The organism is Paenibacillus sp. W4I10, assembly GCF_030816325.1.
GTDB lineage: Bacteria > Bacillota > Bacilli > Paenibacillales > Paenibacillaceae > Paenibacillus > Paenibacillus amylolyticus_B.
The window spans coordinates 5442606-5464292 of sequence record NZ_JAUSXX010000001.1 but is presented as its reverse complement, the minus strand read 5'-3'; the positions used below and the strand labels follow the sequence as shown (position 1 = coordinate 5464292).

General features: G+C 48.0%; 20 protein-coding genes. 11 read left to right on the top strand and 9 right to left on the bottom strand.

Annotation, left to right across the window (positions count from 1 at the left end; genetic code table 11):
* Positions 1-147 precede the first annotated feature (147 nt).
* Positions 148-771 (top strand): acetate uptake transporter, encoded by a 624-nt coding sequence (locus tag QF049_RS24600; RefSeq protein ID WP_307541295.1) that lies wholly within the window; start codon positions 148-150, stop codon positions 769-771.
* Between the two features lie 211 nt (positions 772-982).
* Complete coding sequence (locus QF049_RS24595) at positions 983-1495, top strand: acyl-CoA thioesterase (RefSeq protein ID WP_124116913.1); 513 nt, start codon at positions 983-985, stop codon at positions 1493-1495.
* A 41-nt stretch (positions 1496-1536) separates the two neighbouring features.
* Here the strand turns inward: QF049_RS24595 and QF049_RS24590 are convergent, their stop codons facing one another.
* Both QF049_RS24590 and QF049_RS24585 read right to left on the bottom strand, forming a co-directional pair.
* A complete protein-coding gene (locus tag QF049_RS24590; protein ID WP_307541293.1) occupies positions 1537-2613 on the bottom strand; it encodes an anthranilate phosphoribosyltransferase in 1077 nt (358 codons plus the stop codon).
* 18 nt (positions 2614-2631) lie between these two features.
* Positions 2632-3225 (bottom strand): ANTAR domain-containing response regulator, encoded by a 594-nt coding sequence (locus QF049_RS24585; RefSeq protein ID WP_307541291.1) that lies wholly within the window; start codon positions 3223-3225, stop codon positions 2632-2634.
* A gap of 589 nt (positions 3226-3814) precedes the next feature.
* Between QF049_RS24585 and nirB the strand changes: the two genes are divergently transcribed.
* From nirB to cobA, 4 genes are read left to right on the top strand one after another with little or no spacing between them, the layout of a single operon-like run.
* Complete coding sequence (gene nirB / locus QF049_RS24580) at positions 3815-6256, top strand: nitrite reductase large subunit NirB (protein ID WP_307541289.1); 2442 nt, start codon at positions 3815-3817, stop codon at positions 6254-6256.
* 16 nt (positions 6257-6272) lie between these two features.
* Entirely contained in the window at positions 6273-6590 is a 318-nt protein-coding gene (gene nirD, locus QF049_RS24575; RefSeq protein WP_307541287.1) for a nitrite reductase small subunit NirD, read from the top strand.
* A gap of 37 nt (positions 6591-6627) precedes the next feature.
* Entirely contained in the window at positions 6628-7509 is an 882-nt protein-coding gene (locus tag QF049_RS24570) for a formate/nitrite transporter family protein (protein ID WP_307541285.1), read from the top strand.
* On the top strand, positions 7506-8276 hold the full coding sequence (gene cobA / locus QF049_RS24565; protein ID WP_307541283.1) for a uroporphyrinogen-III C-methyltransferase: 771 nt from the start codon (positions 7506-7508) through the stop codon (positions 8274-8276). The genes QF049_RS24570 and cobA overlap by 4 nt, the downstream gene beginning before the upstream one ends.
* Positions 8277-8285: 9 nt before the next feature.
* On the opposite strand, the gene QF049_RS24560 is transcribed toward cobA, so the two are convergent.
* Positions 8286-8924 (bottom strand): TetR/AcrR family transcriptional regulator, encoded by a 639-nt coding sequence (locus tag QF049_RS24560; RefSeq protein WP_091012478.1) that lies wholly within the window; start codon positions 8922-8924, stop codon positions 8286-8288.
* Between the two features lie 195 nt (positions 8925-9119).
* Here QF049_RS24560 and QF049_RS24555 point away from each other — a divergent pair, with 195 nt between their 5' ends.
* Positions 9120-9887 (top strand): SDR family NAD(P)-dependent oxidoreductase, encoded by a 768-nt coding sequence (locus QF049_RS24555; RefSeq protein WP_091012476.1) that lies wholly within the window; start codon positions 9120-9122, stop codon positions 9885-9887.
* 368 nt (positions 9888-10255) lie between these two features.
* Here QF049_RS24555 and QF049_RS24550 read toward each other — a convergent pair whose 3' ends face one another.
* From QF049_RS24550 to QF049_RS24540, 3 genes are all read right to left on the bottom strand, one after another.
* A complete protein-coding gene (locus QF049_RS24550) occupies positions 10256-10510 on the bottom strand; it encodes a hypothetical protein (protein WP_124116914.1) in 255 nt (84 codons plus the stop codon).
* 170 nt (positions 10511-10680) lie between these two features.
* Positions 10681-12030 carry a sensor histidine kinase gene (locus QF049_RS24545; protein WP_307541279.1) on the bottom strand — a complete coding sequence of 450 codons (1350 nt, stop codon included), beginning with the start codon at positions 12028-12030 and terminating at the stop codon, positions 10681-10683.
* Positions 12030-12707: a response regulator transcription factor gene (locus QF049_RS24540; RefSeq protein ID WP_307541277.1), complete on the bottom strand. Its 678-nt coding sequence runs from the start codon at positions 12705-12707 to the stop codon at positions 12030-12032. The genes QF049_RS24545 and QF049_RS24540 overlap by 1 nt, the downstream gene beginning before the upstream one ends.
* A gap of 253 nt (positions 12708-12960) precedes the next feature.
* On the opposite strand from QF049_RS24540, the gene QF049_RS24535 reads away from it, so the two are divergent.
* From QF049_RS24535 to QF049_RS24525, 3 genes are read left to right on the top strand one after another with little or no spacing between them, the layout of a single operon-like run.
* Positions 12961-13779 carry a polyphosphate polymerase domain-containing protein gene (locus tag QF049_RS24535; protein ID WP_307541276.1) on the top strand — a complete coding sequence of 273 codons (819 nt, stop codon included), beginning with the start codon at positions 12961-12963 and terminating at the stop codon, positions 13777-13779.
* Positions 13772-14452 carry a DUF4956 domain-containing protein gene (locus QF049_RS24530; RefSeq protein WP_100528189.1) on the top strand — a complete coding sequence of 227 codons (681 nt, stop codon included), beginning with the start codon at positions 13772-13774 and terminating at the stop codon, positions 14450-14452. Before QF049_RS24535 ends, QF049_RS24530 begins: the two co-directional genes overlap by 8 nt.
* A 27-nt stretch (positions 14453-14479) precedes the next feature.
* A complete protein-coding gene (locus QF049_RS24525) occupies positions 14480-16774 on the top strand; it encodes a carbohydrate-binding domain-containing protein (protein WP_307541273.1) in 2295 nt (764 codons plus the stop codon).
* 231 nt (positions 16775-17005) lie between these two features.
* Here the strand turns inward: QF049_RS24525 and QF049_RS24520 are convergent, their stop codons facing one another.
* A complete protein-coding gene (locus QF049_RS24520) occupies positions 17006-17584 on the bottom strand; it encodes a class I SAM-dependent methyltransferase (RefSeq protein ID WP_307541271.1) in 579 nt (192 codons plus the stop codon).
* A 26-nt stretch (positions 17585-17610) separates the two neighbouring features.
* Positions 17611-18282, bottom strand: a complete 672-nt coding sequence (locus QF049_RS24515) for an FHA domain-containing protein (RefSeq protein ID WP_062836698.1) — start codon at positions 18280-18282, stop codon at positions 17611-17613.
* Between the two features lie 225 nt (positions 18283-18507).
* Here QF049_RS24515 and QF049_RS24510 point away from each other — a divergent pair, with 225 nt between their 5' ends.
* Positions 18508-18663: a hypothetical protein gene (locus tag QF049_RS24510; protein ID WP_307541268.1), complete on the top strand. Its 156-nt coding sequence runs from the start codon at positions 18508-18510 to the stop codon at positions 18661-18663.
* A gap of 373 nt (positions 18664-19036) precedes the next feature.
* On the opposite strand, the gene QF049_RS24505 is transcribed toward QF049_RS24510, so the two are convergent.
* A complete protein-coding gene (locus QF049_RS24505; protein ID WP_307541265.1) occupies positions 19037-21625 on the bottom strand; it encodes a DUF2339 domain-containing protein in 2589 nt (862 codons plus the stop codon).
* Positions 21626-21687 lie beyond the last annotated feature (62 nt).

Here is a 21687-nt window from a genome sequence, read left to right as displayed (position 1 = left end):
ATAAAATCCCTTTCCATAATGGGGTCATTCAGGTACAATAGGGCGATGTGTGTGTCCGGACCCGGCGGATACAAATGATGTAATTTAGAGGACGGCCAACGACGGCCATTGATCCTGATTTGATATTATTGGAGGCTTATCATCACCATGCAGACCGATTCACAGACTAAAGTCAAAATTGTTAACGCCGATCCCAGCGCAATGGGATTATTTGGGTTGGCTATCGTAACCCTGGTCGCTTCTTCCCAAAAGCTTGGCATTACAGAAGGACTTAGCTACGCTATTCCTTGGGCGATCTTCCTGGGTGCTTTTGCCCAGCTATTCGCATGTATTCAAGATTCCAAACGCAACAATACCTTTGGCACAACGGCTTTTGGCGCGTACGCATTCTTCTGGTTTGCCATGGCTGCCAACTGGATGATCAAAATGGGCGTATTTGGCTCCACTCTTGCTGAACAGGCCGATGGCAAGCAGCTCGGGTTTGCTTTTGCCGGATACCTTGTATTCACCCTGTTCATGACGATCGGTGCTATTGAAGCGAATAAAGTATTGCTTATCATCTTCATTCTGATAGACTTCCTGTTCCTTGGTTTGACCTTTGACGCTTTCGGCGTAGCTCCTCACTTTTTCCACACCATTGCAGCATACGCTGAAATGGCTATCGGAATTGTGTCCCTGTATGGTACAGGTGCTTCGGTACTGAACGCTCACTTCGGTTATGCGTTCTTGCCGATCGGCAAACCGTCCGGCATTTTCAAACCCAAGGCTTAATATACAGCAGTAAACCGCCAGCGCGCCGGTCCGCGCCTGGCGGTTTTTTTGCAGTCCAACTTCATTTGAATATGTATCTGACCGACACCTATACTAGGGATAATAGATCAGAAATAGACCCTGCAACACCTGAAATGAAATGTCACAGCAGCCATACTGTAAGGAGGAAAAAAGCATGAGAGAGATACCGAAACCAACGGAGATGGATCAGGTGGAGAAAAAATATGTACGCGAAACACGTTGTTTCAAGACGGCAAGGGTGTTCCCAACCGATGTCAACAATCATAATACGCTATTCGGCGGGAAGCTGATGTCCTACATCGATGATATTGCATCCATCGCCGCTTCCAAGCTATGCCGGGTCAATACTGTAACAGCTTCAACCGACTCGGTCGATTTCCTGTATCCGATTAACCCAACAGATTCCGTTACGCTTGAATCGTTCGCGTCCTGGACAGGACGAAGTTCCATGGAGATTTTTGTGAAAGTGATTCGAGAGGATCTGAAGACCGGAGAGAAGAAAATTGCAGCGACTGCATTTCTGACCTTTGTGGCCTTGGACGAAAATAATCGCAAACTGATCGTACCCCGCATTATCCCGGAGACGGAAGAAGAGAAGAAACTATACGAGACCGCTCCGGATCGGGCGGCCATGCGGAAAAGGCGGCGGGAAGAGAGCAAGAAATTCGCTGACTTCCTGACCGTTACTTATCCTTGGGAATAAAAACACGCTTAACCATAGCAAGATTGAACACCAGCATTACATTATCTGGACGATGCCGGATAGATGGACACTGCTCTGCTATCCGGCAGTTCACCACCCATGGAGACACACCACTGTTGATAGATGCGATACGCTGCACCACTCTCCAGCAAGCCCTGACACGTGTATATGCCCTCTTCGATGGAATTGACACGCCCCGCCGCATACAAGCGGAAACCTCCATTTAACAAGACCTGATTCACAAAAGCAATATGACCATCACCGCTTAACACACTTTCCGCCACTTCAAGCTGCTTCGCAGCCGTCCAGACCAGTTCCGGCACGGGCATATCCAGTTCATAGGCTGCCGGATCAACCAATTCCAGCTTCATATCGCCGTCTTCCACAGCGTATACGCGGGTTGGCCGATCAATATACAGGTCCTCAGAACCTTCCGTCCCTTGTACAACATAAGCACGACGATAGTTAAACCGGGTGAGCAACTTCGCAATCCGATCCAGAAAGGTATTATGAAACACACCAAACACCAAATACGGTGAATGGTTATAATCAATCAGTTTCTCTGCTGTGTTAAACACCGTTCGAAAACCCAACTCTTCCCGTAACGGACGAAGCTTACGAAGAGGTGCGCACCAATCCTCGGAGGACACGTACATGACACCCGAACGCAATGCAGCGCTCCGGGCATCTTCCCGATCCATCTTGTGTGTATCAATACCCACTTCCTTCAAAAGTACCGACAACGTGACGCCCCACTTGGGTGGTAAAGGATCACTCCCGTGCAAAGTCACCGGCAACCCGGCCGCCGCGAGTACAAATGCAACCGGAAACGTGGCCATGAACGACTTTGTCCGTCCATCATAAGGCCCCGCGCAGTCCAATCCATCCTGAAATATGGAGAAACGTTCCGCACTGTTACGACATGCATGAACAAAAGCTTCCAGTTCCTCAACGTTTTCCATTTTCATTCGTTCAGCCATTAGAAACGCAGCCGTCTGGGCAGGGGAAACCTCCTGTTTCAGGATTTTCTCTGCAACGGTCAGTGCTTCTGTATAATTCAGATCACGCGAGCCTCGTTTCCCACGTCCGACCTCTCGGAGTATCTGAGACATATCCATGGAGAATCCTCCTTCCAATTAAGACTGGAGCAGTTGATGGGCCTTCACAATCGCTGTGGCTACATCGACCATCCGTTTGCGTTCATCCATCGCTCTCTTGCGTAACAGGTCATAGGCTTCGGCCTCCGAGATCTGCTTCAGATCACTAAGGATAGCCTTCGCCATATCAATCCACTTCCGATCCTCCAGCCTGGATTGCAACTGCTTCCGTTCCTGCTCCCACTGTTTGCGTTCCATGTAGCGCCGGGCTGCAAAGTGAAGAGTCCAGTGAATCTCGGGCCCAGTCATGGATGGTGTAAGTATTCCATCAAATGAAGTTTCGACCTCGCAGGATTCTACGGAGGAAGAGGCTGTATCTGGCGCGCACCACCAAAGCAGCGGTGAATCCGACTTCCCCTTTCCCAGGCAGTTCACCCAGTACTCCACATCATCCAGCGACAGATGCAAGATGGACGCTTCGGCCGCACGAGCTAGCTTCACCGCTTCCGCTTCACTGCCCGCCACCTGTACATGGTACCCGTTTGCTCCCAGCAGCCTCTCCGGTGTCAGAGGGATTGCATCGGATGAGGCGGCTATCGTTGGTTGAACACGGATGACCAATAAAGATCGCATGACGGATCAATCCCTCCCTATTGCGTATAATCAGAGTTCACAAAATTCAATACGTTAATACATGAAAGCAATAAACATGTTATATTACCTAACAAAAATTAAGTAGTGACGATTATGCGTCTTATTTTTAACATTAGAATGATCTTTTCATGCCTCATCATGTTGCAATAAAAAAGGGTGAAGCACTATACATGGCACCTTTTCTACAATATTTATTGTATCTAGCGCGCTAAGTTTATCTAAATCCTTCAAACTAAGAAGATATACTCGTAAAACTTCGTCGTCTATTCGATATTCCAATAAACTCATGTAAACATAATTAACTTTAAATTTCAAATACTTTTTTATGTTAACTATCTTGACATGGTTAGATCGATCTTTTATAGTTAAGCCATAACAACTCCATATTTGAATCGATCACAGTTACAACGGCGTAGCTGGTTGAAACGGCAATGAAGCCTGTTTTGCAATCTCGGAGCAAGGGATGCGTATGTATATGCGCAGTCCTCCGAGGCATAACAGGCTTTTTCGATTTTAGAGACAAGGTTTTGAGACAGTTTGCAGAATGGACCTAAGGGGGCTAATCATAATGAGTACAACGAAAAAACTGGTGCTGGTCGGCAATGGCATGGCGGGAATCCGCACAATCGAACATATCCTTAAGCTTGCTCCACACGCTTATGAAATTACAGTCTTCGGCGCAGAGCCGCATCCCAACTACAACCGGATCATGTTATCTTCTGTACTGGCTGGCGGAACATCCATCGAAGATATCGTAATCAATGAGTGGAGCTGGTACGAAGATAACGGCATTCGGGTGTACCCGGGTGACCCGGTCGTTCAGATCGATCCCAAGCGCAAAGAAGTTGTATCTCAAAATGGTGTACGCGCAACCTATGATGAGCTGATTATGGCAACCGGTTCACAAGCGTTCATCCTCCCTCTTCCCGGCGCTAACAAGGAAGGCGTTATCGGATTCCGCGATATTAAAGACTGCGAGACCATGATGGCAGCATCACAAAAGTATCGCAAAGCTGCCGTTATTGGAGGCGGATTGCTAGGACTGGAAGCAGCGCGGGGGCTGCTCAATCTGGGCATGGATGTCACGGTCATCCATATTAACGGTCATCTGATGGACCGGAACCTGGATCTCCCGGCAGGACTGATGCTCCAGCGTGAGCTTGAAGAGCAAGGTATGAAGTTCCTTTTGAACAAACATACCGAAGAAATCACAGGCAAACATCGAGTAAAAGCCATTCGTTTCACTGATCAAACGGTACTTGAAGCGGATTTGGTTGTCATGGCTGTCGGGATTCGCCCTCAGATTGAACTGGCTCGCAATACCGGCCTCGATGTGAATCGTGGAGTCATTGTAGATGATTATATGCATACCAGCATCCCTAGTATATCTGCCGTCGGCGAATGTGCAGAACACCGCGGTATTGCCTACGGACTGGTTGCTCCATTATATGAACAAGGTATGGTGCTCGCAAAACGCCTGGCTGGTGCGGCAACCGAAGGATACGCAGGTTCGGTCACGTCCACGAAGCTCAAAGTATCTGGTGTGGACGTATTCTCTGCCGGACAATTCAAAGACGCTGCAGACACTCGCAGCATTCGCATTCAGGATGACGTTGATGGTGTGTACAAAAAGATGGTGATTAAGGATGGGCAACTCATTGGAGCTGTACTGTTCGGGGATACCACAGATGGCGCTTCTCTATTTTCCCTCATTAAGAGTGGAGAGAACATCAGCGGTCGGGAGAAAGAAATTTTGCTCGGTGTACCTTCCGGTGGTTCAGGCTCGGGTCCATCTGTCGCAGAACGCATGGCAAGTATGCCAGATGACGAGATCGTCTGTGGGTGTAACGGTGTTACCAAAGCTTCCATCGGGGACGCTGTTCTGAATAAAGGCTGTAATACACTCGGTGCAATCAAATCCTGTACCAAAGCTTCCGCTTCTTGCGGTGGATGTAAACCGATTATCGAAAACCTGCTCACGTATTATGCCGGTGATAATGTAGGTGAACAGACCAAAGAAGGCATATGTGGTTGTACATCCTATGATCGGGATGAGATTGTTGCACAGATCAAGGAAATGGGACTCAAAAGCGTCAAGGAAGTTATGAACGTTCTCGGTTGGGATGAGCCGGAAGGCTGCTCCAAGTGTCGCCCTTCCCTCAACTATTATCTCGGTATGATCTGGCCGGCAGAATACACGGATGAGCGTGTATCCAAATTCACCAATGAACGTTATCACGCCAATATCCAGAAGGACGGTACCTACTCCGTTATTCCACGGATCTATGGTGGTGTCACTTCCCCGGCGGAATTGATCAAGATTGCAACTGTCGCAGAGAAATATGATGTGCCGTTGGTGAAATTCACGGGTGGACAACGACTGGATCTGCTCGGTGTACAGAAGGAGAACCTGCCGAAGATCTGGGAGGAACTCGATATGCCTTCCGGTTTTGGTTATGGCAAGGCGCTTCGTACAGTGAAGACTTGTGTTGGTAATACATTCTGCCGATTCGGCACACAGGATTCCATTGAGATGGGTATTCGTCTGGAGAAAAAACTCGACAAGATGGTAGCTCCAGCCAAAGTGAAACTCGCTGTCTCCGGATGCCCGCGGAACTGTGCTGAAGCGACCATCAAGGATCTCGGTGTTGTTGCCATTGATGGTGCTTGGGAGATTCATGTTGGCGGTAACGCGGGAGTCAAGGTTCGTGCAGCCGAGTTGCTCTGTACGGTGAAGACCGATGCGGAAGTGGAAGAGTGGACTTACTCTTACCTGCAATATTATAGAGAGAATGCAAAATGGAATGAGAGAACAGCGGCATGGATTGAACGGGTAGGTCTGGATCATGTGAAGGAAGCATTGGCGGATCGGGATGTACGTCTCGCTCTGGTTGAACGTCTGGAAGTTACACTGGGTCACACGGTTGATCCTTGGAAAGAAATCATTCAAGACGAGAAATTGCGTAAAAACTTCACCCCACTGTCCGGTGCCGAGCCGGTAACCCACTAGAAGAGGAGGAACAGCGATGAACAAATTCCGGATTGGACACCTTACAGATATTGATGAAAAGGGAGCACGGACCTTCCTGATACAAGATACCGAAATTGCAGTCTTCAAACTGAGCGACGGAAGTCTGCACGCCGTCGAGAATCGCTGCCCTCACAAGGGCGGCAAGCTGTCGGAAGGCATGGTGTGCGGGACAGCGGTTCATTGTCCTTTGCATGATTGGAAGATTGATCTGCGTAACGGTAAGGTACAAGAGCCGGATGAAGGCTGCTTGAATACCTACAAAACAGAAGTGGACTGCAACAGCGGAGAAATCTACATCACAATTGCGGGTTAAAGGCTACAGATACCCTGACATCAAGGAGGCGTGCGCTATGGATTTTGTTAAACCTGCAGAAGTGCTGCAATCGATGGTCGAAGCTGGTGAGAGCAAAGCCAGAATGAATCGGGTACAGATGCTGATCCGCGGTTTTCTGGCGGGGGCTATCCTTGCCTTTGCAACCACACTGGCATATACCGCTGTATCTCAAACTTCCGTTGGTTTGGCAGGTGCACTGATATTCCCGGCTGGATTTGTCATCATTATTCTGCTGGGTCTCGAATTGGTGACAGGAAACTTTGCGATGCTTCCACTCGCAGTGTTGAAACGCAGAATTACATGGATGGATATGCTCCGAAATTATTTCTGGGTGATCACAGGACATCTGCTCGGATGTGCATTCTATGCTCTGTTATACGGCTTGACCATTACCAAGATGGGTACGGATATGAACAACCCTCTAATTCAAACGCTAATCCAGACCAGTGAAACCAAAACATTGGGATATCAGCACTTGGGCGGGGCTGGCATTGTACTGGTCATCATCAAAGCCATTCTATGTAACTGGATGGTCACACTCGGGGCAGTGATGGCAATGACGTCCACTTCTACACTGGGTAAAATCGTAGCGATGTGGCTGCCCATTACGATATTTTTCGCTCAGGGATTTGAGCATGCTGTGGTAAATATGTTCGTCATTCCGGCAGGCATGATGCTCGGCGCACAGGTGAGTGTGGCTGACTGGTGGCTGTGGAATCAGATCCCGGTGTTGGTGGGTAACCTCATTGGCGGAGCTATATTCACAGGTCTCGGTTTATATGCTGCCCACCACTGGGGAAATCCGGTAAAGCTCTCGTCCAAACTGGCAGCCATTCAGGGTGGTCGTTCAGGATTGGCAAGTACTGATGCTGCACCGAAATTGGGGACACGATCATGAGCCGGGGCCTGGTTAGTATTGTTGGCGCTGGTCCTGGAGACCCGGATCTGATTACGGTAAAAGCCCTGAAACGTATTCAGTCCGCAGATGTCATTATGTATGATCGGCTTGTGAATGATCAATTGCTCGCTGAGGCTCGCGAAGGAGCACTCCGCATCTACTGCGGCAAGGCCCCCGGCCTGCACTCCATGAGTCAGGAGATGATTGGACGGATGCTGGCTGCACATGCAGCGGAAGGCAAACAAGTTGTACGACTCAAGGGTGGTGATCCGTTTATCTTTGGCCGTGGTGGTGAGGAAGCGCTTGTGCTGGCGGAAGCAGGGATTGCATTTGAGATTATTCCTGGCATCACTTCAGCTGTAGGTACATCCGCTTCATCCCTTATTCCGTTAACCCATCGCGGGGTTGCTTCATCCTTCGCATGTGTCACTGGAACTGGCAGTGATGGAAGTGTATCTTCGGTCCGCTGGGACCTGCTCGCCCATAGCGTGGATACACTGGTCATCTACATGGGCATTAGCCAGCTCCCCCAGATACAACATGAATTGCTTCACCATGGCAAAAGTGGACACACCCCTGCGGCTCTAATCGAACGGGGAACCACTTCGGAGGAACGGATTATTACCGGCACACTTTCCGAACTCCATTCCCTCGCCCTGTCACATCAAGTGAATAACCCGGCATTAATTATGGTCGGCGAGTCCGTCCTGATCCGTGAACAGTTGCTTCAGATGCAACAGGCCGCGAACGCCTCCATGACCGGATAATCCGGGACTTTAATCCAACAGCATACGCTCGTGAATAGTCCGACCCTTCTGCCCTGGTTCAATCAGCAGACGGGTCGGTTTGATGTTAATCAGCGCCGTAAGTTGCTCTCCCATATAATGCGCAGAATATTTGAATCCAATCTCCGCCCAATGCATGATTACGCCTACCGTTGCAGATACCAGATAACTTAACATGATGTCGTAATTAATCGTCCACTCACTATCCTCGGTCACCAATACAAAATCTTCGGTTAGATACGTTCTAAACATATTGCACAGCCGGGAACCCATATCCGAGTGCATCGTTATTAATGCACGAAAGATATCCTGATGGGCTTCAATATATTCGAATACAGGCATCGTGGATGGCAGCAACACAGTCATGTCCACTTCCTTGAGCTGTGCGTATGGTTCTGCATAAGCTCGCCCCACTCCCTGCATGAAATCATCCAGAATGAACTGCAATAACTCCGGTTTGCCGGGAAAATGTAAATAGAAGGTTCCACGGTTGTAATCCGCCCGCTCCGTAATGTCCCGAATGGTTAAAGCGTCTGCTCCCTTCTCCAATATCAAAGAAACCGCCGCAGCGATGATCGCATCCTGTGTTCTTCGTGCTCTCCGGTCCTGAGGATGTTCAATGATCAACATTCTCGCCTCCTTTGTTCATTATTGTAATATAAATAAACACCGCTTACACCTCTGTCCGATAGCTGACATATGCGCTGTCAATGATTATTGTCACATTGCTATGTATATCTTAACATTGAGACAGGAAAGATAGACGACAGGTTGAAACTTTTTTTGAGAAATACCTGCCAATAATGAATAAGGAGCGAATATATCATGAGTACAACGTATACACATACAGCCGTAATTACAGGAGCAGCCGGAGGCATTGGTAAAGAATTGGCACGCCGCCTTGCTGAGCGCAAAATCAATCTGGTACTGGTCGACCTGAATGAAGAAGCCATTCAACAGACGATTACTGATCTGAACCTCGACAAAGAGCACGTAATCGCCGTAAAAGCGAACGTATCCCAAGAAGCAGACGTGAAAAACTATGTGCAAAAAGCATTGGATGCTTTTGGCCGAATCGATTATTTTGCCAACAATGCCGGAATTGAAGGTCCAACAGGACTAATCGAAGACCTGAGTGTTGAAGCACTCGACACCGTATATAACGTCAACATTCGCGGGGTATTCCTGGGTCTGCAAAATGTCATTCCAGTGATGAAAAAACAAAAATCCGGTGCAATTCTCAATACCTCTTCCCTCGCGGGTCTGATGGGCGCACCTGCCGTATCTCCATATATTATGTCCAAACATGCCGTAGTTGGTCTCACGCGTACCGCTGCGAATGAACTCGCACCTTATAATATTCGAGTTAACGCTGTATTGCCAGGCACAATCAACACACGTATGATGCGCCAGATCGAAGCTAATTCCGGCAACGTGGAAGATTATCAATCTGCTACGGTATCTGCCATTCCAATGGGCCGTTACGGTGAACCGGAAGAAGTCGCTGCGGTAATGAACTTCCTGTTGTCCGAAGAAGCATCCTATGTAACAGCTTCCCTCTACACTGTAGATGGCGGTATGATGGGTCAATAAGAAGCTAGTCGCTACAATCTAAAAAAGGCCTCAACACCACAGTATTGTGGAGTTGAGGTCTTTTTTATAATACAACACTTGCCATGCATAAGGCTGCATCTATGAGATTTCACTTTTAGAACAGCCATTTAATCCCTCGTTGCACTCTGTCATACTCTAACGAACCTAGGACACCTTATTTCGGCAAAAAGCGCTTATTTCCCGGACTAACGGATCTCAGACACGCTAATTCCGCGGAAATGCTTTAACTGCATGGGAAAGTCCTAAAATTCAGAGAATAACACGTCTCAGATTCGTTACATTCCCAAACGAGCGAGAAATACCCGTATAAGGCGTGTCAGGTTCGTTAGATTTTGCCTACGCTTAACTTAATCGACGTATCCCGCGTGACCCTTGTCCATCAAGTAGTCCATCTCAGCATCCAAAATGCTTTCCACGGTCAGCTCATCCAGCTTCACATCTTTGCGACTAAGGATGTAGTCAGCCAGATCATCGCCGTCAATATCCACATCGTTACCTTTGGCATTTTCGTGCGCCTTGTTGATGTACGCTTGCTCATGCTTCAACACAAGAGCGATGTTCGCTTGGCTTGCCTTCGTTTTATCTGCAATATATTGCATCATTTCTTGTTCATTAATTGCGTTTGCTTCTGTCACGTTCAGTCATCTCCTTGATTCATACATACTGTTGCCATTGTAGCATAGGTTAACCCATTACAGGCAGAACTTATGCCTGAAGAACGATTATATAGCGGTATTGAAGGTTAGTGAGGAGCCGGTTCATCGCTCTGCCCCTACGACAACCGCACGTAAAATGTAGCACCCTCTCCGACTACACTTCGAGCGTAAACCTCTCCTTTGTGCTGATCCACAATGGAACGAGCAATCGCCAGCCCCAGACCATGCCCACCATGTTTGCGTGCTCTTGACGAATCGGTACGGTAGAATCGATCGAAGATCCGATCCAGATGTTCCGGTGCAATGCCTTCCCCTGTGTTGGACACGGCCAGCATGACATCATTATTTTGTCTCTGGAGCGTAACGTTAACGGACCCTTTGGGACCGGAATACTTCACAGCATTATCGAGCAGGATCAGAATGACCTGTTTGATCTGCTCACTGTTCCCATGAACCGTAAGATTCGGCTCAATGTTGTAGTCGAGGGAAATGTTTTTCTCAAAAATAACGGCTTCCATCGGCAAAATAATACTCTCTACCGCATCGCTCATATTAAACTTCGCATGAATCATCGTGGAGCGTGAGTCATCCATCTGTGTCAGATAGAGCAGATCATTCGTAAGTCCGGTCATACGCTCGGTTTCCGACTTGATATAGTGAAGCCACTTCGCCTGGTTTGCTATGGTATCCTCCTGATTCGCAAGCAGTACGTCGGCATTGGTATTGATGATCGCCAGAGGTGTCTTCAGCTCATGTGAAGCATCACCGATGAATTGTTTTTGCTTCTCAAACGCTTCTCTGACTGGTGCAATGGAACGATTGGCAAAATAACGGCTCAGGAAGTAGATCACAATCAACATGACCAGTCCGACAATAGCAAATGTATAGATCAGATTCGTCAGAATACCCTGTTGTGCCGTCACATCAATAAATACGATCATGTGCCCGTCACCGCTCGGATCAACTACATAGGCCCAGTCCGTTCCATCCAGCGCAAATTGTCCAGTCTGCCGTTCCGAATCACCAACTTTATTCTGGTTAACCTTTTGCAACGCCTCGGTGTAGAACGTATCTTCCATATCAAATCGGGAATGCGTATCCGTAATCTTCCACTGGTCATCCGTCTTAATCATGAACGACACGGAACGGGCCGGAGGTGAGTTGGGATCACCTCCCGGGCCTCCATTATCACCATTCATGGCATCAGAGGGAAACGAATCTGAACCGGAACTAGAACCTGAGCCTGTACTACCACCTGTATTGGAACCCTGCCCTTCCCCGCGCGGCATTTTGGATGAATTATAAGGACTGTGATAGAAATCAGACACCTTGTACAACTCCATATTTGTCTCACGTTGCACATTCTGATACGTAATTGTATAGATCGTCGCAAATGCCACCAGCATCATAATAGATATGGACACCAGATTCACGATCAGGAATCGATTTCGGAGTCTCTTGAACATCAGGGCGTCACCTCAAGCACATACCCCACACCCCGAATCGTGTTAATGCGGACGGCAGAGTTCAGGAAAGTTAATTTTTTGCGTAAAAAAGAGATATATACTTCCACATTGTTATACTCCACTTCCGAATCAAATCCCCATAACTTTTCAATAATCTGCTCTTTGGAGGTAATCGCCTGTTTGCGGGCAATCAACAGCTCCAGCAGTTCATTCTCCTTCAGATTCAGCTTGATCTCCTTCCCCTGTACGCTCAGCTTCAACTGAGTTGTATTCAGCTCAATATCACCAAACTTCAGCCCATCCTCGGGAACCACTTCGCCCTTCCGCCTTAAGGCTGCACGAATACGGGCCAGCAGTTCCTCTGTGGCAAAAGGCTTGGCGATATAATCGTCGGCACCATAATCGAGGCCTGTGACTTTGTCCGATAGTTCACCCTTGGCAGTAAGCAGAATGACAGGCGTATGATTGCCTTCACTGCGAAGTTTCTTCAGGACGGTGATCCCGTCCATTTCCGGCATCATGATGTCGAGTAGTAACAGGTCGTAGATACCGCTCTGCGCATAATCGAGTCCTGATCTGCCGTCGTGGACCATGTCCACGGAGTAGTTGTTTTTTTTCAAAATCTGAGATACTGCCTCTGCCAAATGAACCTCATCTTCCGCAATTAATATTCTCATGCTCTATTCATTCCTCTGCTTGAATTATTCGTCTTCATGAACGCTGTATGGTATCACCCATTCTATCAATTAAACCTTGAATCAATCTTAATTCATTTTGTGTATGCCCACTATTATAGGAAGGTAAAAAAATGTTAACGCAATGTAAAACCATTTAAGATTCATTCAAGGTTGGCCCTCTAAGATACAGACATGGAAGCAATACACGATGCAACAAAACATACAACCCACAGACGAAAGGACTGAATTCCACATGGCAATTGAAGTATTCAACCGATATGAGAGCAAGTATCTTCTGACGGATGAGCAATACGCACACTTCTACAATGACCTGCTGAAATATATGGAGCTGGATGCCTACAACAAGAAACACGAGTACTACTCCATCAGCAACCTGTACTTCGACACTCCACAAGATTCGCTGATTCGCGCCAGTCTCTCCAAACCAAAATACAAGGAGAAGCTGAGACTGCGGGCTTATGGAATCCCTGAAGAGAATGCCAAAGTGTATCTGGAGATCAAAAAGAAAGTATTTGGCCTGGTGAACAAACGCAGAACAGCCTTGAAGCTGGATGAAGCTTACGAATTCGTTCGTTCGGGACAAGCACCGGAGCTCGCGGATTACATGAACAAACAGGTTGTCGAAGAGATCAAATATTTCCTCCGGGTATACGATCTGGAACCGAAAGTGTATCTGGCGTATGAGCGCAAAGCACTCTTTGACAAGAACAGCCGCGATCTCCGCATTACCTTTGACACCAACATCCGCAGCCGCAGAACCGATCTGAAGCTGGAACAGGGAGATTACGGTGAACCGCTGGTGAAGGACGGTCGATGGCTGATGGAAGTGAAAGCCGAGAAAACCGTTCCGATGTGGCTGTCACAACTGCTGTCCGAACATGGACTGTACCGTACCGGATTCTCCAAATACGGCAACGAGTACAGACATCTGGCGAGAACAACGAACCTGAATTACCAGACGGAACGCATTCTTGTACCAGGTACCGATTTCAACCCATCCATAGAACAAGATAAAACGATCATAGAAAGAGAGCGTGTCCTGTATGCTTGATTCCCTTTTCAGTTCAGCCCTAACCGATACCAACCTGACGTTTAACAACGCAGTCATTACCATTGGTCTTGCCATCATTCTGGGGTTGATCATCAGCCTCACCTATATGAAGACTAACCAAAGCACATACTCGCAAAGCTTTACCTTAACGATGGTTGTCCTGCCCGTCATTGTCGCCATCATCATCCTGCTTATCGGCAGCAACATCGCTCGAGCATTCAGCTTGGCAGGTGCCTTCTCGATCATCCGATTCCGAAGTGCCCCTGGTGATCCAAAGGACATTGCTTATGTATTGTTCACGATGGCTTCCGGTCTTGCCTGTGGTGTAGGCGCTTTTGGATACGCGGTGTTGTTCACCATTATCCTGTGTGTGCTGATGTTTGTCCTGAGTCGCTTCAACTTCGGTGGCAAGAAAAGTCAGCTGAAAACGCTGAAAGTCACCATCCCTGAGAACTTGAGCTATGAAGAAGCCCTTAATGAAGTGTTCCATACATTCAACGTACCTTTTGATCTAAAAAAAATCAGAACCACCGAACTCGGCAGTCTGTATGAGCTGGTCTACAGTGTAACCATTCACGAAAGTGTTAGCCAAAAGGAATTCCTCGATGCAATCCGTACCCGGAACGGCAACCTGGATATCTCATTAACCATGAGTCCAACAACGGAATATTAATTTTTAATTCGAAGGGAACGATCTAATATGAAGAAAAACATGATAACAGGCAGCAAACTGTGGTCCATCGCCATGATTACCAGCCTACTTGCAGCATGCAGTTCACCAGCAACGACAAGCACAACCGCCAATGCTGCAACGTCAACGACAGGAACAACCAAAACGGTATCTGTCAGCGAGCAAACCTCTGTGAAATATGCAGATCTGGTCTCTCTGGATGCGGACGATACCAACATTAGCTGGAGTGAGACAGATTCCACAGCGATTAAGTTGAACGGCACAACTGCAACGGTAACCGGTTCGGGAGCCAAAGCAGCCAATGGCTCAGTAACAATTACTGAAGCAGGTACTTATGTACTTAGCGGTGAGCTAACCGACGGTCAGATCGTGGTCAACGTTGCCGATAAAGGCACCGTACATCTCGTATTAAACGGAGCTACCATCCATGATAATGACAGTGCAGCGATTTATATTCAGAAGGCCGGTAAAGCGGTGATTACACTCGAAAAAGGAACCCAAAATACCGTTTCCGATGGTAAAACGTATGTGTACGCTGACGCTACAACAGACGAGCCGGATGCTGCGATCTTCAGCAAAGCGGATCTTACGTTCAACGGCGCAGGTCAATTGACCGTCACAGGTAACTATAATGAAGGGATTACGAGCAAGGATGATCTGAAAATCATTAGTGGTAACATCAGTGTCAAAGCAGCAGATGACGGCATCAAAGGTAAAGATATGGTCGCAATTCAAGCGGGTACGATTACCATTGAAGCCGAAGGTGACGGCATTAACTCGACCAATGACACGGATACCACTAAAGGCTACGTTGCTATCGCAGGAGGTACCTTCGATATCCAAAGTGGCAACGACGGTATTCAAGCCGAAACCGCACTTGTTACAGATGGCGGCACATACAACATTGTGACTGCTGGCGGTAGCGCCAATGCTCCAGCCAAAGTAGAAGAAGGTCCATTGGGTGGCGGTGGATGGGGTGGCGGAACACCTCTAACCGATATGGGCACACCACCAGATGGCGAGCCTCCTTCAGATATGCCGGAGATGCCTAATAACAACGATACGAATGCCGGAACTAACACGAACGGCGCAGCAGCATCCAGCTCTGCTAACACAACAACAACGGATAACAATGCTGATGCGGACACTGCAACAACAGCAACCGAGTCCACAAGTGCCAAAGCACTCAAAGCAGGTACAGACCTGACGGTTAATGGCGGTACGTATACCATTGATTCCATGGATGATTCCCTGCACAGCAACAATAACGTGACCGTCAACGATGGAACATTCAGCATTGAATCCGGTGATGACGGCATCCATGCCGATCAGGCCCTGACGTTTAACGGCGGAACCATCACGATTGCGAAGAGCTATGAAGGACTTGAAGGTGCAATCATCACCCTGAACGATGGGGATGTGGATGTAACTGCATCCGATGATGGCGTAAATGCTGCAGGTGGCGAGACAGAAACAGCTGCAAATACAACGGCAAGTACAGATAGCCCTACTACAGCAACCGACACCGACACGACTTCCAACATCTCTGTAACTGAAGCAACAGGTACAACATCAACTACCGATCAGGCATCCCAAGGTACAGCTGCTAATCAGCAAGGACGTGGACCAGGCGGTATGGGCGGTGCAGCAGCAAGCAATAACGAGTTCCACATTAACGGCGGCTCCCTCACGGTGAACGCAGGTGGTGACGGACTGGATTCCAATGGTTCCATTAACATGACTGGTGGAACGGTTATTGTGAACGGACCGACGGATAGCGGCAACGGAGCATTGGATTATGACGGCACATTTGAAATCAGCGGTGGGTACCTCGTGGCTGCCGGAAGCTCTGGCATGGCACAAGGAACATCCGATGCTTCTATGCAAAATACCATTGTGATGACATTCCCTGCAACGCAAAAAGCTGGAACACTTGTACATGTACAAGATAGCAAAGGCAACAATATTCTGACATTTGCTCCGGCAAAAGATTATCAAACCGTGGTTGTCAGCTCCCCGAATCTTGCGAAAGATGGTTCATACGTGATCTACTCTGGTGGTACGTCTACAGGTAAAGCCGTGGATGGACTCTATACAGACGGTACCTATAGTGGCGGAACTCAAGTGGTTGCCTTCCAATCGACTAGTAATGTAACTTGGGTCAATGAATCTGGTGTAACTACAGCCAATTCAGGTATGGGTGGTCCAGGAGGAGGTGGTCGACAAGGCGGATTCGGAGGCGGCAGAAACAGATCCCAATCCGGTACAACCACGGACACAGGCACTACGGATTCTGCAAAGTAATACGTGCGGTAAGCAATAATCAAGCAATCTCTTGCCCTAACTAAAGGCGAGACAAAAAGGCTCCGAATCACTTCATAGTGAGTTCGGGGCCTTTTTCGCATCCTCGTTCTTACGTGGTACCTGCATTACTATGATATGGAGCACACTCTTTCATCCATTAACGTTTATGGCAGAAGTTTTACAGCACTCCATCTGAGCAAAAACCTGGTGATCACTTTCCTGTTCTTTTCTTTAAAAGGAATACACATACACCTTGGTTCGCAAGGCATCCCTGCATGTAATGGTGCGTAGCGGTTCCTTGCCCGGCAGGGCAAAACAGACGCTAATCACCTTGGCACCCGGCGGAAGCTCCCGACTGAACTTGTCCAGAAGCCGGGTCATGGCTCCAGGGTACAGATAACAGATTACGCAGTCTGTATGTTCATAGGAACTGGTGTAGATATCCCCACGCATGAAGCGCAGCCTGCCCTTGAGAGAGTACTTGTTTCCCTTGGCTCGACGTAAGCGAACACTGAGATAGGCAATCAGTTGGGAAGACCATAAGGGAATGATAGAATTCTCAATCCCGGTCAGCCTTTTGCCAGGGCAATGCCTTACAACATCCAACCCCAGTGTGCCCCATCCGGAACCTGCTTCAAGCACATCCCCGTACCCGGGAATCCGGTTCACCTCTTGAATGACCACCTGCCTGACGCGGCCGGATGTGGGCATCGGGGAAATCCCGTTTTTCCAACTAACAAGTACGATGGATATGACACCTAGCAATGTCACCACGGCAATCAGCCATGGAATCAGGTAAATGATGATCATGAACTCATCCCTTTGTTATCACTCATTCATTCCGGCACATGAGACTTCATATATACACCCTTTTTATAAACGGACTTGATGGTAAAGTGTACACCCAGCTTGCGATTCGTCCGATAGATCAGCGAGTTAATCTCGTCGATCCCTACCGCTTCACTCTCCAGCATGCTCCGCTCCGGCCACACCTGAGCCACAATTTGCTCTCGGGTCACAAAATGGTCCAGTTGACTATACAGCAACTTGAACAGCTGATACTCCTTCTTGGACAGCGGAATCTCCACTTCACCGATCTGCACGGTTTGCAGGTGATCCTGCAAGCGTACGCCCTCACCCAGCAGATCCGACACCCGATATTCCCTGGTCTCTCCAAGATCTCCTTCAGCGCGAAGCTGGATCAAGCCGTTGACGAGCGTCAGGCTGTCTCCTTCACCAAACGGATATTTCTCATAGGGAACGAGGCGCTGCCCGTTCAGTTCGGTTCCATTTTTGCTATCCAGATCTTCGATCCATAGCTGTTGTTGTACATCATAATGAATGCGGCAATGCCGCTTCGATATCATCTGATTATAAACAGACAAGTCCAATTCACTACCGCCTGTGTAACGTCCCACCGTAATGGAGCGACCCTGGCTTACGTAAGCGAACGAGCCGTCACTTTCCTGCCCTGGCGTACGAATGACGATTTTTGCCGTCTCCCGCATATTATTCTCCCACCTTCAAACTCGGTCTCTATATACATCTCGTTAACAATAATGATAAATTCATCAGATTTGTTCCATTGTTTGCACCGCTATAGTTCAATATAGTGGTATACAGGAACGATTTATGTTCGGTTCTACTAACTCTACTATACCAGACGTTGTGCTTTTTTTCTCATGACGGCCGGATGTCTACTTTAGATCATTCAACAAGAGAGGTACCTTCCCATGAACAAAAAAAACATTTTCATATACGTATTGCTCGCCTTCGCTCTGTCCTTGACATTAACCGTGCTCTCCCGTATGAATGATGATGGCGGAGAACCACTGAAAGGTACCTCGGCTGCCGAAACCTCGTGGTTACAAATGAAGATCCAGCCCTAAGTCTACTCTATTATAACGTGATCTCCACGCAAAACGTTTCACGAATGTCATATTAGGCTAAGCCATAGACTCACATCAATAAGGCCCCAGATTGCTGATAACAGCAGCCCGGAGCCTCATTTTAATACAAAAAATCTATATTACACGACTTATTTCCCAAAGCGAAGTGAATTGGACAGCGGACATTCCCACCATCTCACCCACGGCAATGCCGTTTCTTTCTGGCACCCAATTTCCTCCACCCATATACAATGAGAGCTACAGGGCCAGCGAACCATAACAACTGCCAAAGCATAATTTTCAGGTCGAATCCCATTTCAAGAATCCCTCCTCCGATAATCGCAAAGGTAAATACAGTCGTTCAAAACCCAAATCAATCATGGTCTTCCTCCGGCACAGTCGGCTCATCGTCAAGCTTCACTGTCTCTCTGGACTGTATTTCCTCCATCCGACTCGACACCTTCTGATACAGGTAAGAGATGCCAAGCAGCAACACACCAAAGCTGAAGTAGGCAAAGATTTTGCTGCCCGAGGTAAGCATACCCACATCGTAGAACACCATTTTACCGGTGGCGAACAACGTTAGGCCAAGGCCCAAACGCCGAATCATGACATATTTTCTACGGAATCCATAGGCAATATAGAGAATCGCCAGCAGCAGATAGATCAGGCTGAACATCAGCCCCACATCACCCCACTGGAACTGGATCGTCAGGAATACGGTAATGACCCCTAGCAGATATACCCCTGCGATAACCGGGTACCATTCAATGCTCTTGAACTGCCCGCGGATGCCTGCAATCAGCAGATCCCTTCCTGCAAAGAATACCCCTACGTTAAAGATAATTAGTACCAGCAAACCCACAATCTCTGCCGCTGTATGCTGCTGAACTTCCGGCTGAAGCGCTGGCATGGTTAAGGTGACAGCCAGTGCAATACAGCAACCAATGGCATGCAGGAAAGTGGTGTACATCTGTACGTATTGATCACGCAACAACTTCACTTTGCTCAATCCATAGGCCAATGCAATGGTCAGCGCTGCAGACATGAGCATCTTGTAGAACATGTATAACAGGAACGTCCCATCCACAGCTCTGGTATATAATTCATTCGATTCATACAGCACGTATAACCACAGATTGGCGAGTGTCACATACTTGAATCCGTTCAGTAAGCCCAGCTCCAGCGGGCTGTAGTTGAATCTCTCCCTGGCAGATGAGCTGCTGTGAACTGCCCAGGCATAATACAGTGTAATCAGCAGGGTCCCCAGCGTGATGCTGGAGTATTTTAACATGAAGTAAGAACGTTCCCCGATGAAGAATAGCGCCAGCAGGTCATAGTACACGAAAGTGATTAGACATAGAAGCACAATACCCCATCCGGCACGTTCCACCGACTTGAACCGTTTCAGATGTCCAAGCGTAACCAGCAGAACCCCTTCAATTAACCAGCCCATCGATAACCACTTGGCCCCGAACTGGAACGGAATAATCAGAATGGCAAAGGTCAGGGAAGTGATATAGAAGAGCAGAATGGTCTGTTTCTCCTGAGCCATATTGCGCTGAACGAATCGTGCGAGGCCCAGATACACCGCGCAGAAGATTAACGCCAGCAAACCCTGAGCATCATTCCAACCCGCCACATCAAATAACACGTATAACATAAGACAACTAATGCTCGTATTCATGGCGAGTAGAGCGAAATCCCACCAGGTTAACTTCATTCGGTGTTTGAACGGATATGCCAGTGTAATGCCCAGATATAATGCAAACGTCACAATGGAATACAACATGCCAATCTTCTCACTTGGCGACAGCCACAAGAGGATAAGCATGGATGGTGTGTTGAACAGGAAACTGATATAGTGCACTACCGGCCACCGTTTGCCGAATGATATGAACACAATAATGCCGTTTAAGAGCAGCAGATAGATCATGGCTACATATACGGCAGGGCCCTCAAGCCCAAACGAGAACATATAGGAGAATAGCGGAAGATACCCGCCTACCAGACCCAATGAACAGATGGTCTTCGACTGATACCTTAGGGACAACAATACGGAGATTGCCGATACCAATACAGACAGGGCAAGTCCCGTATATAACCCGATAATATGCAGTAAGAAGTAACTATAGAAGATGGACCCGAATAACACGGAGATCCCACCACCGAGCAGGCCCATTGCAAACGTCTGCTTTTTGCGCCGGAACAGCAACTCTCCTCCAGCAAGCATCAGAGCACCGAGCAGGAAAAAGGCTCCGCTCTTCATCTCGTCATTAAACCAGGTCGAGTACGAGTATTGGAACGCTGCTCCAACCCCCAGAATGAGGAGTAGGATGGCTACTTTGTTGATCCAGCTAAGCCCAATCTTCATCTCCATGCGATTCTGCTTGATCCGGCGTTGAATAGTCTCTTCGCTTAATCCCTCCTCCGCCATCTGCTCATATCCACGCTCCATGTGCCCACGCAGAGCCTCTTCTCTCTCCTGTACGGCCCGCTTGTGCGATTCAATGCGCTCATTCATCTCTGCCGCAAGGTAAGCAATCCTTTCCTTCACCTCGTGGGAATCCTCTTGCAACTCCTGTGCTGCCTGGTTGTACAGCGCGTTCAGATTGGATTTGGTTCGATGTTCATGGAATGCAATTCGATCATTATGTACTGCTGTTTTCCCTTGAAAATAGGTCTCCATCTTCTCCCGCGATACCCGGATCAGATTCAGCTTCTCATCCAGCATCTGTTCAGATAACGCCATACGAAGACGTGCATTCTCTTCTTCCATCTTGCGCGAGCGAAGTTCGAGCTGTTGCAGCTTGAGTTTGTGAGCTTCATACTGTTCCTGTAACTTTTCATTCTGAACGATCAGATCATCGGATTGGTATTCCTGGAGCAGGGCATGATACTCCTTCGCCAGTTGATTTTGTTGCTCCTGAACCTGTTGAAGCCGATCCTTAAACTCCTTCATGAGCTTCCTCCGTTGGTTGATGTTTAATCTTTTCCCTATATTTTACTATATGTATGCCATAA

Coding starts and splice junctions, on each gene's coding strand:
- QF049_RS24535 (WP_307541276.1), top strand. CDS start 12,961: ATGGCAATTGAAGTATTCAACCGATATGAGAGCAAGTATCTTCTGACG.
- QF049_RS24520 (WP_307541271.1), bottom strand. CDS start 17,584: ATGATCATCATTTACCTGATTCCATGGCTGATTGCCGTGGTGACATTG.
- QF049_RS24555 (WP_091012476.1), top strand. CDS start 9,120: ATGAGTACAACGTATACACATACAGCCGTAATTACAGGAGCAGCCGGA.
- QF049_RS24510 (WP_307541268.1), top strand. CDS start 18,508: ATGAACAAAAAAAACATTTTCATATACGTATTGCTCGCCTTCGCTCTG.
- QF049_RS24585 (WP_307541291.1), bottom strand. CDS start 3,225: ATGCGATCTTTATTGGTCATCCGTGTTCAACCAACGATAGCCGCCTCA.
- QF049_RS24590 (WP_307541293.1), bottom strand. CDS start 2,613: ATGGATATGTCTCAGATACTCCGAGAGGTCGGACGTGGGAAACGAGGC.
- QF049_RS24530 (WP_100528189.1), top strand. CDS start 13,772: ATGCTTGATTCCCTTTTCAGTTCAGCCCTAACCGATACCAACCTGACG.
- QF049_RS24560 (WP_091012478.1), bottom strand. CDS start 8,924: ATGTTGATCATTGAACATCCTCAGGACCGGAGAGCACGAAGAACACAG.
- QF049_RS24515 (WP_062836698.1), bottom strand. CDS start 18,282: ATGCGGGAGACGGCAAAAATCGTCATTCGTACGCCAGGGCAGGAAAGT.
- QF049_RS24550 (WP_124116914.1), bottom strand. CDS start 10,510: ATGATGCAATATATTGCAGATAAAACGAAGGCAAGCCAAGCGAACATC.
- cobA (WP_307541283.1), top strand. CDS start 7,506: ATGAGCCGGGGCCTGGTTAGTATTGTTGGCGCTGGTCCTGGAGACCCG.
- QF049_RS24525 (WP_307541273.1), top strand. CDS start 14,480: ATGAAGAAAAACATGATAACAGGCAGCAAACTGTGGTCCATCGCCATG.
- nirB (WP_307541289.1), top strand. CDS start 3,815: ATGAGTACAACGAAAAAACTGGTGCTGGTCGGCAATGGCATGGCGGGA.
- nirD (WP_307541287.1), top strand. CDS start 6,273: ATGAACAAATTCCGGATTGGACACCTTACAGATATTGATGAAAAGGGA.
- QF049_RS24505 (WP_307541265.1), bottom strand. CDS start 21,625: ATGAAGGAGTTTAAGGATCGGCTTCAACAGGTTCAGGAGCAACAAAAT.
- QF049_RS24545 (WP_307541279.1), bottom strand. CDS start 12,030: ATGTTCAAGAGACTCCGAAATCGATTCCTGATCGTGAATCTGGTGTCC.
- QF049_RS24600 (WP_307541295.1), top strand. CDS start 148: ATGCAGACCGATTCACAGACTAAAGTCAAAATTGTTAACGCCGATCCC.
- QF049_RS24570 (WP_307541285.1), top strand. CDS start 6,628: ATGGATTTTGTTAAACCTGCAGAAGTGCTGCAATCGATGGTCGAAGCT.
- QF049_RS24540 (WP_307541277.1), bottom strand. CDS start 12,707: ATGAGAATATTAATTGCGGAAGATGAGGTTCATTTGGCAGAGGCAGTA.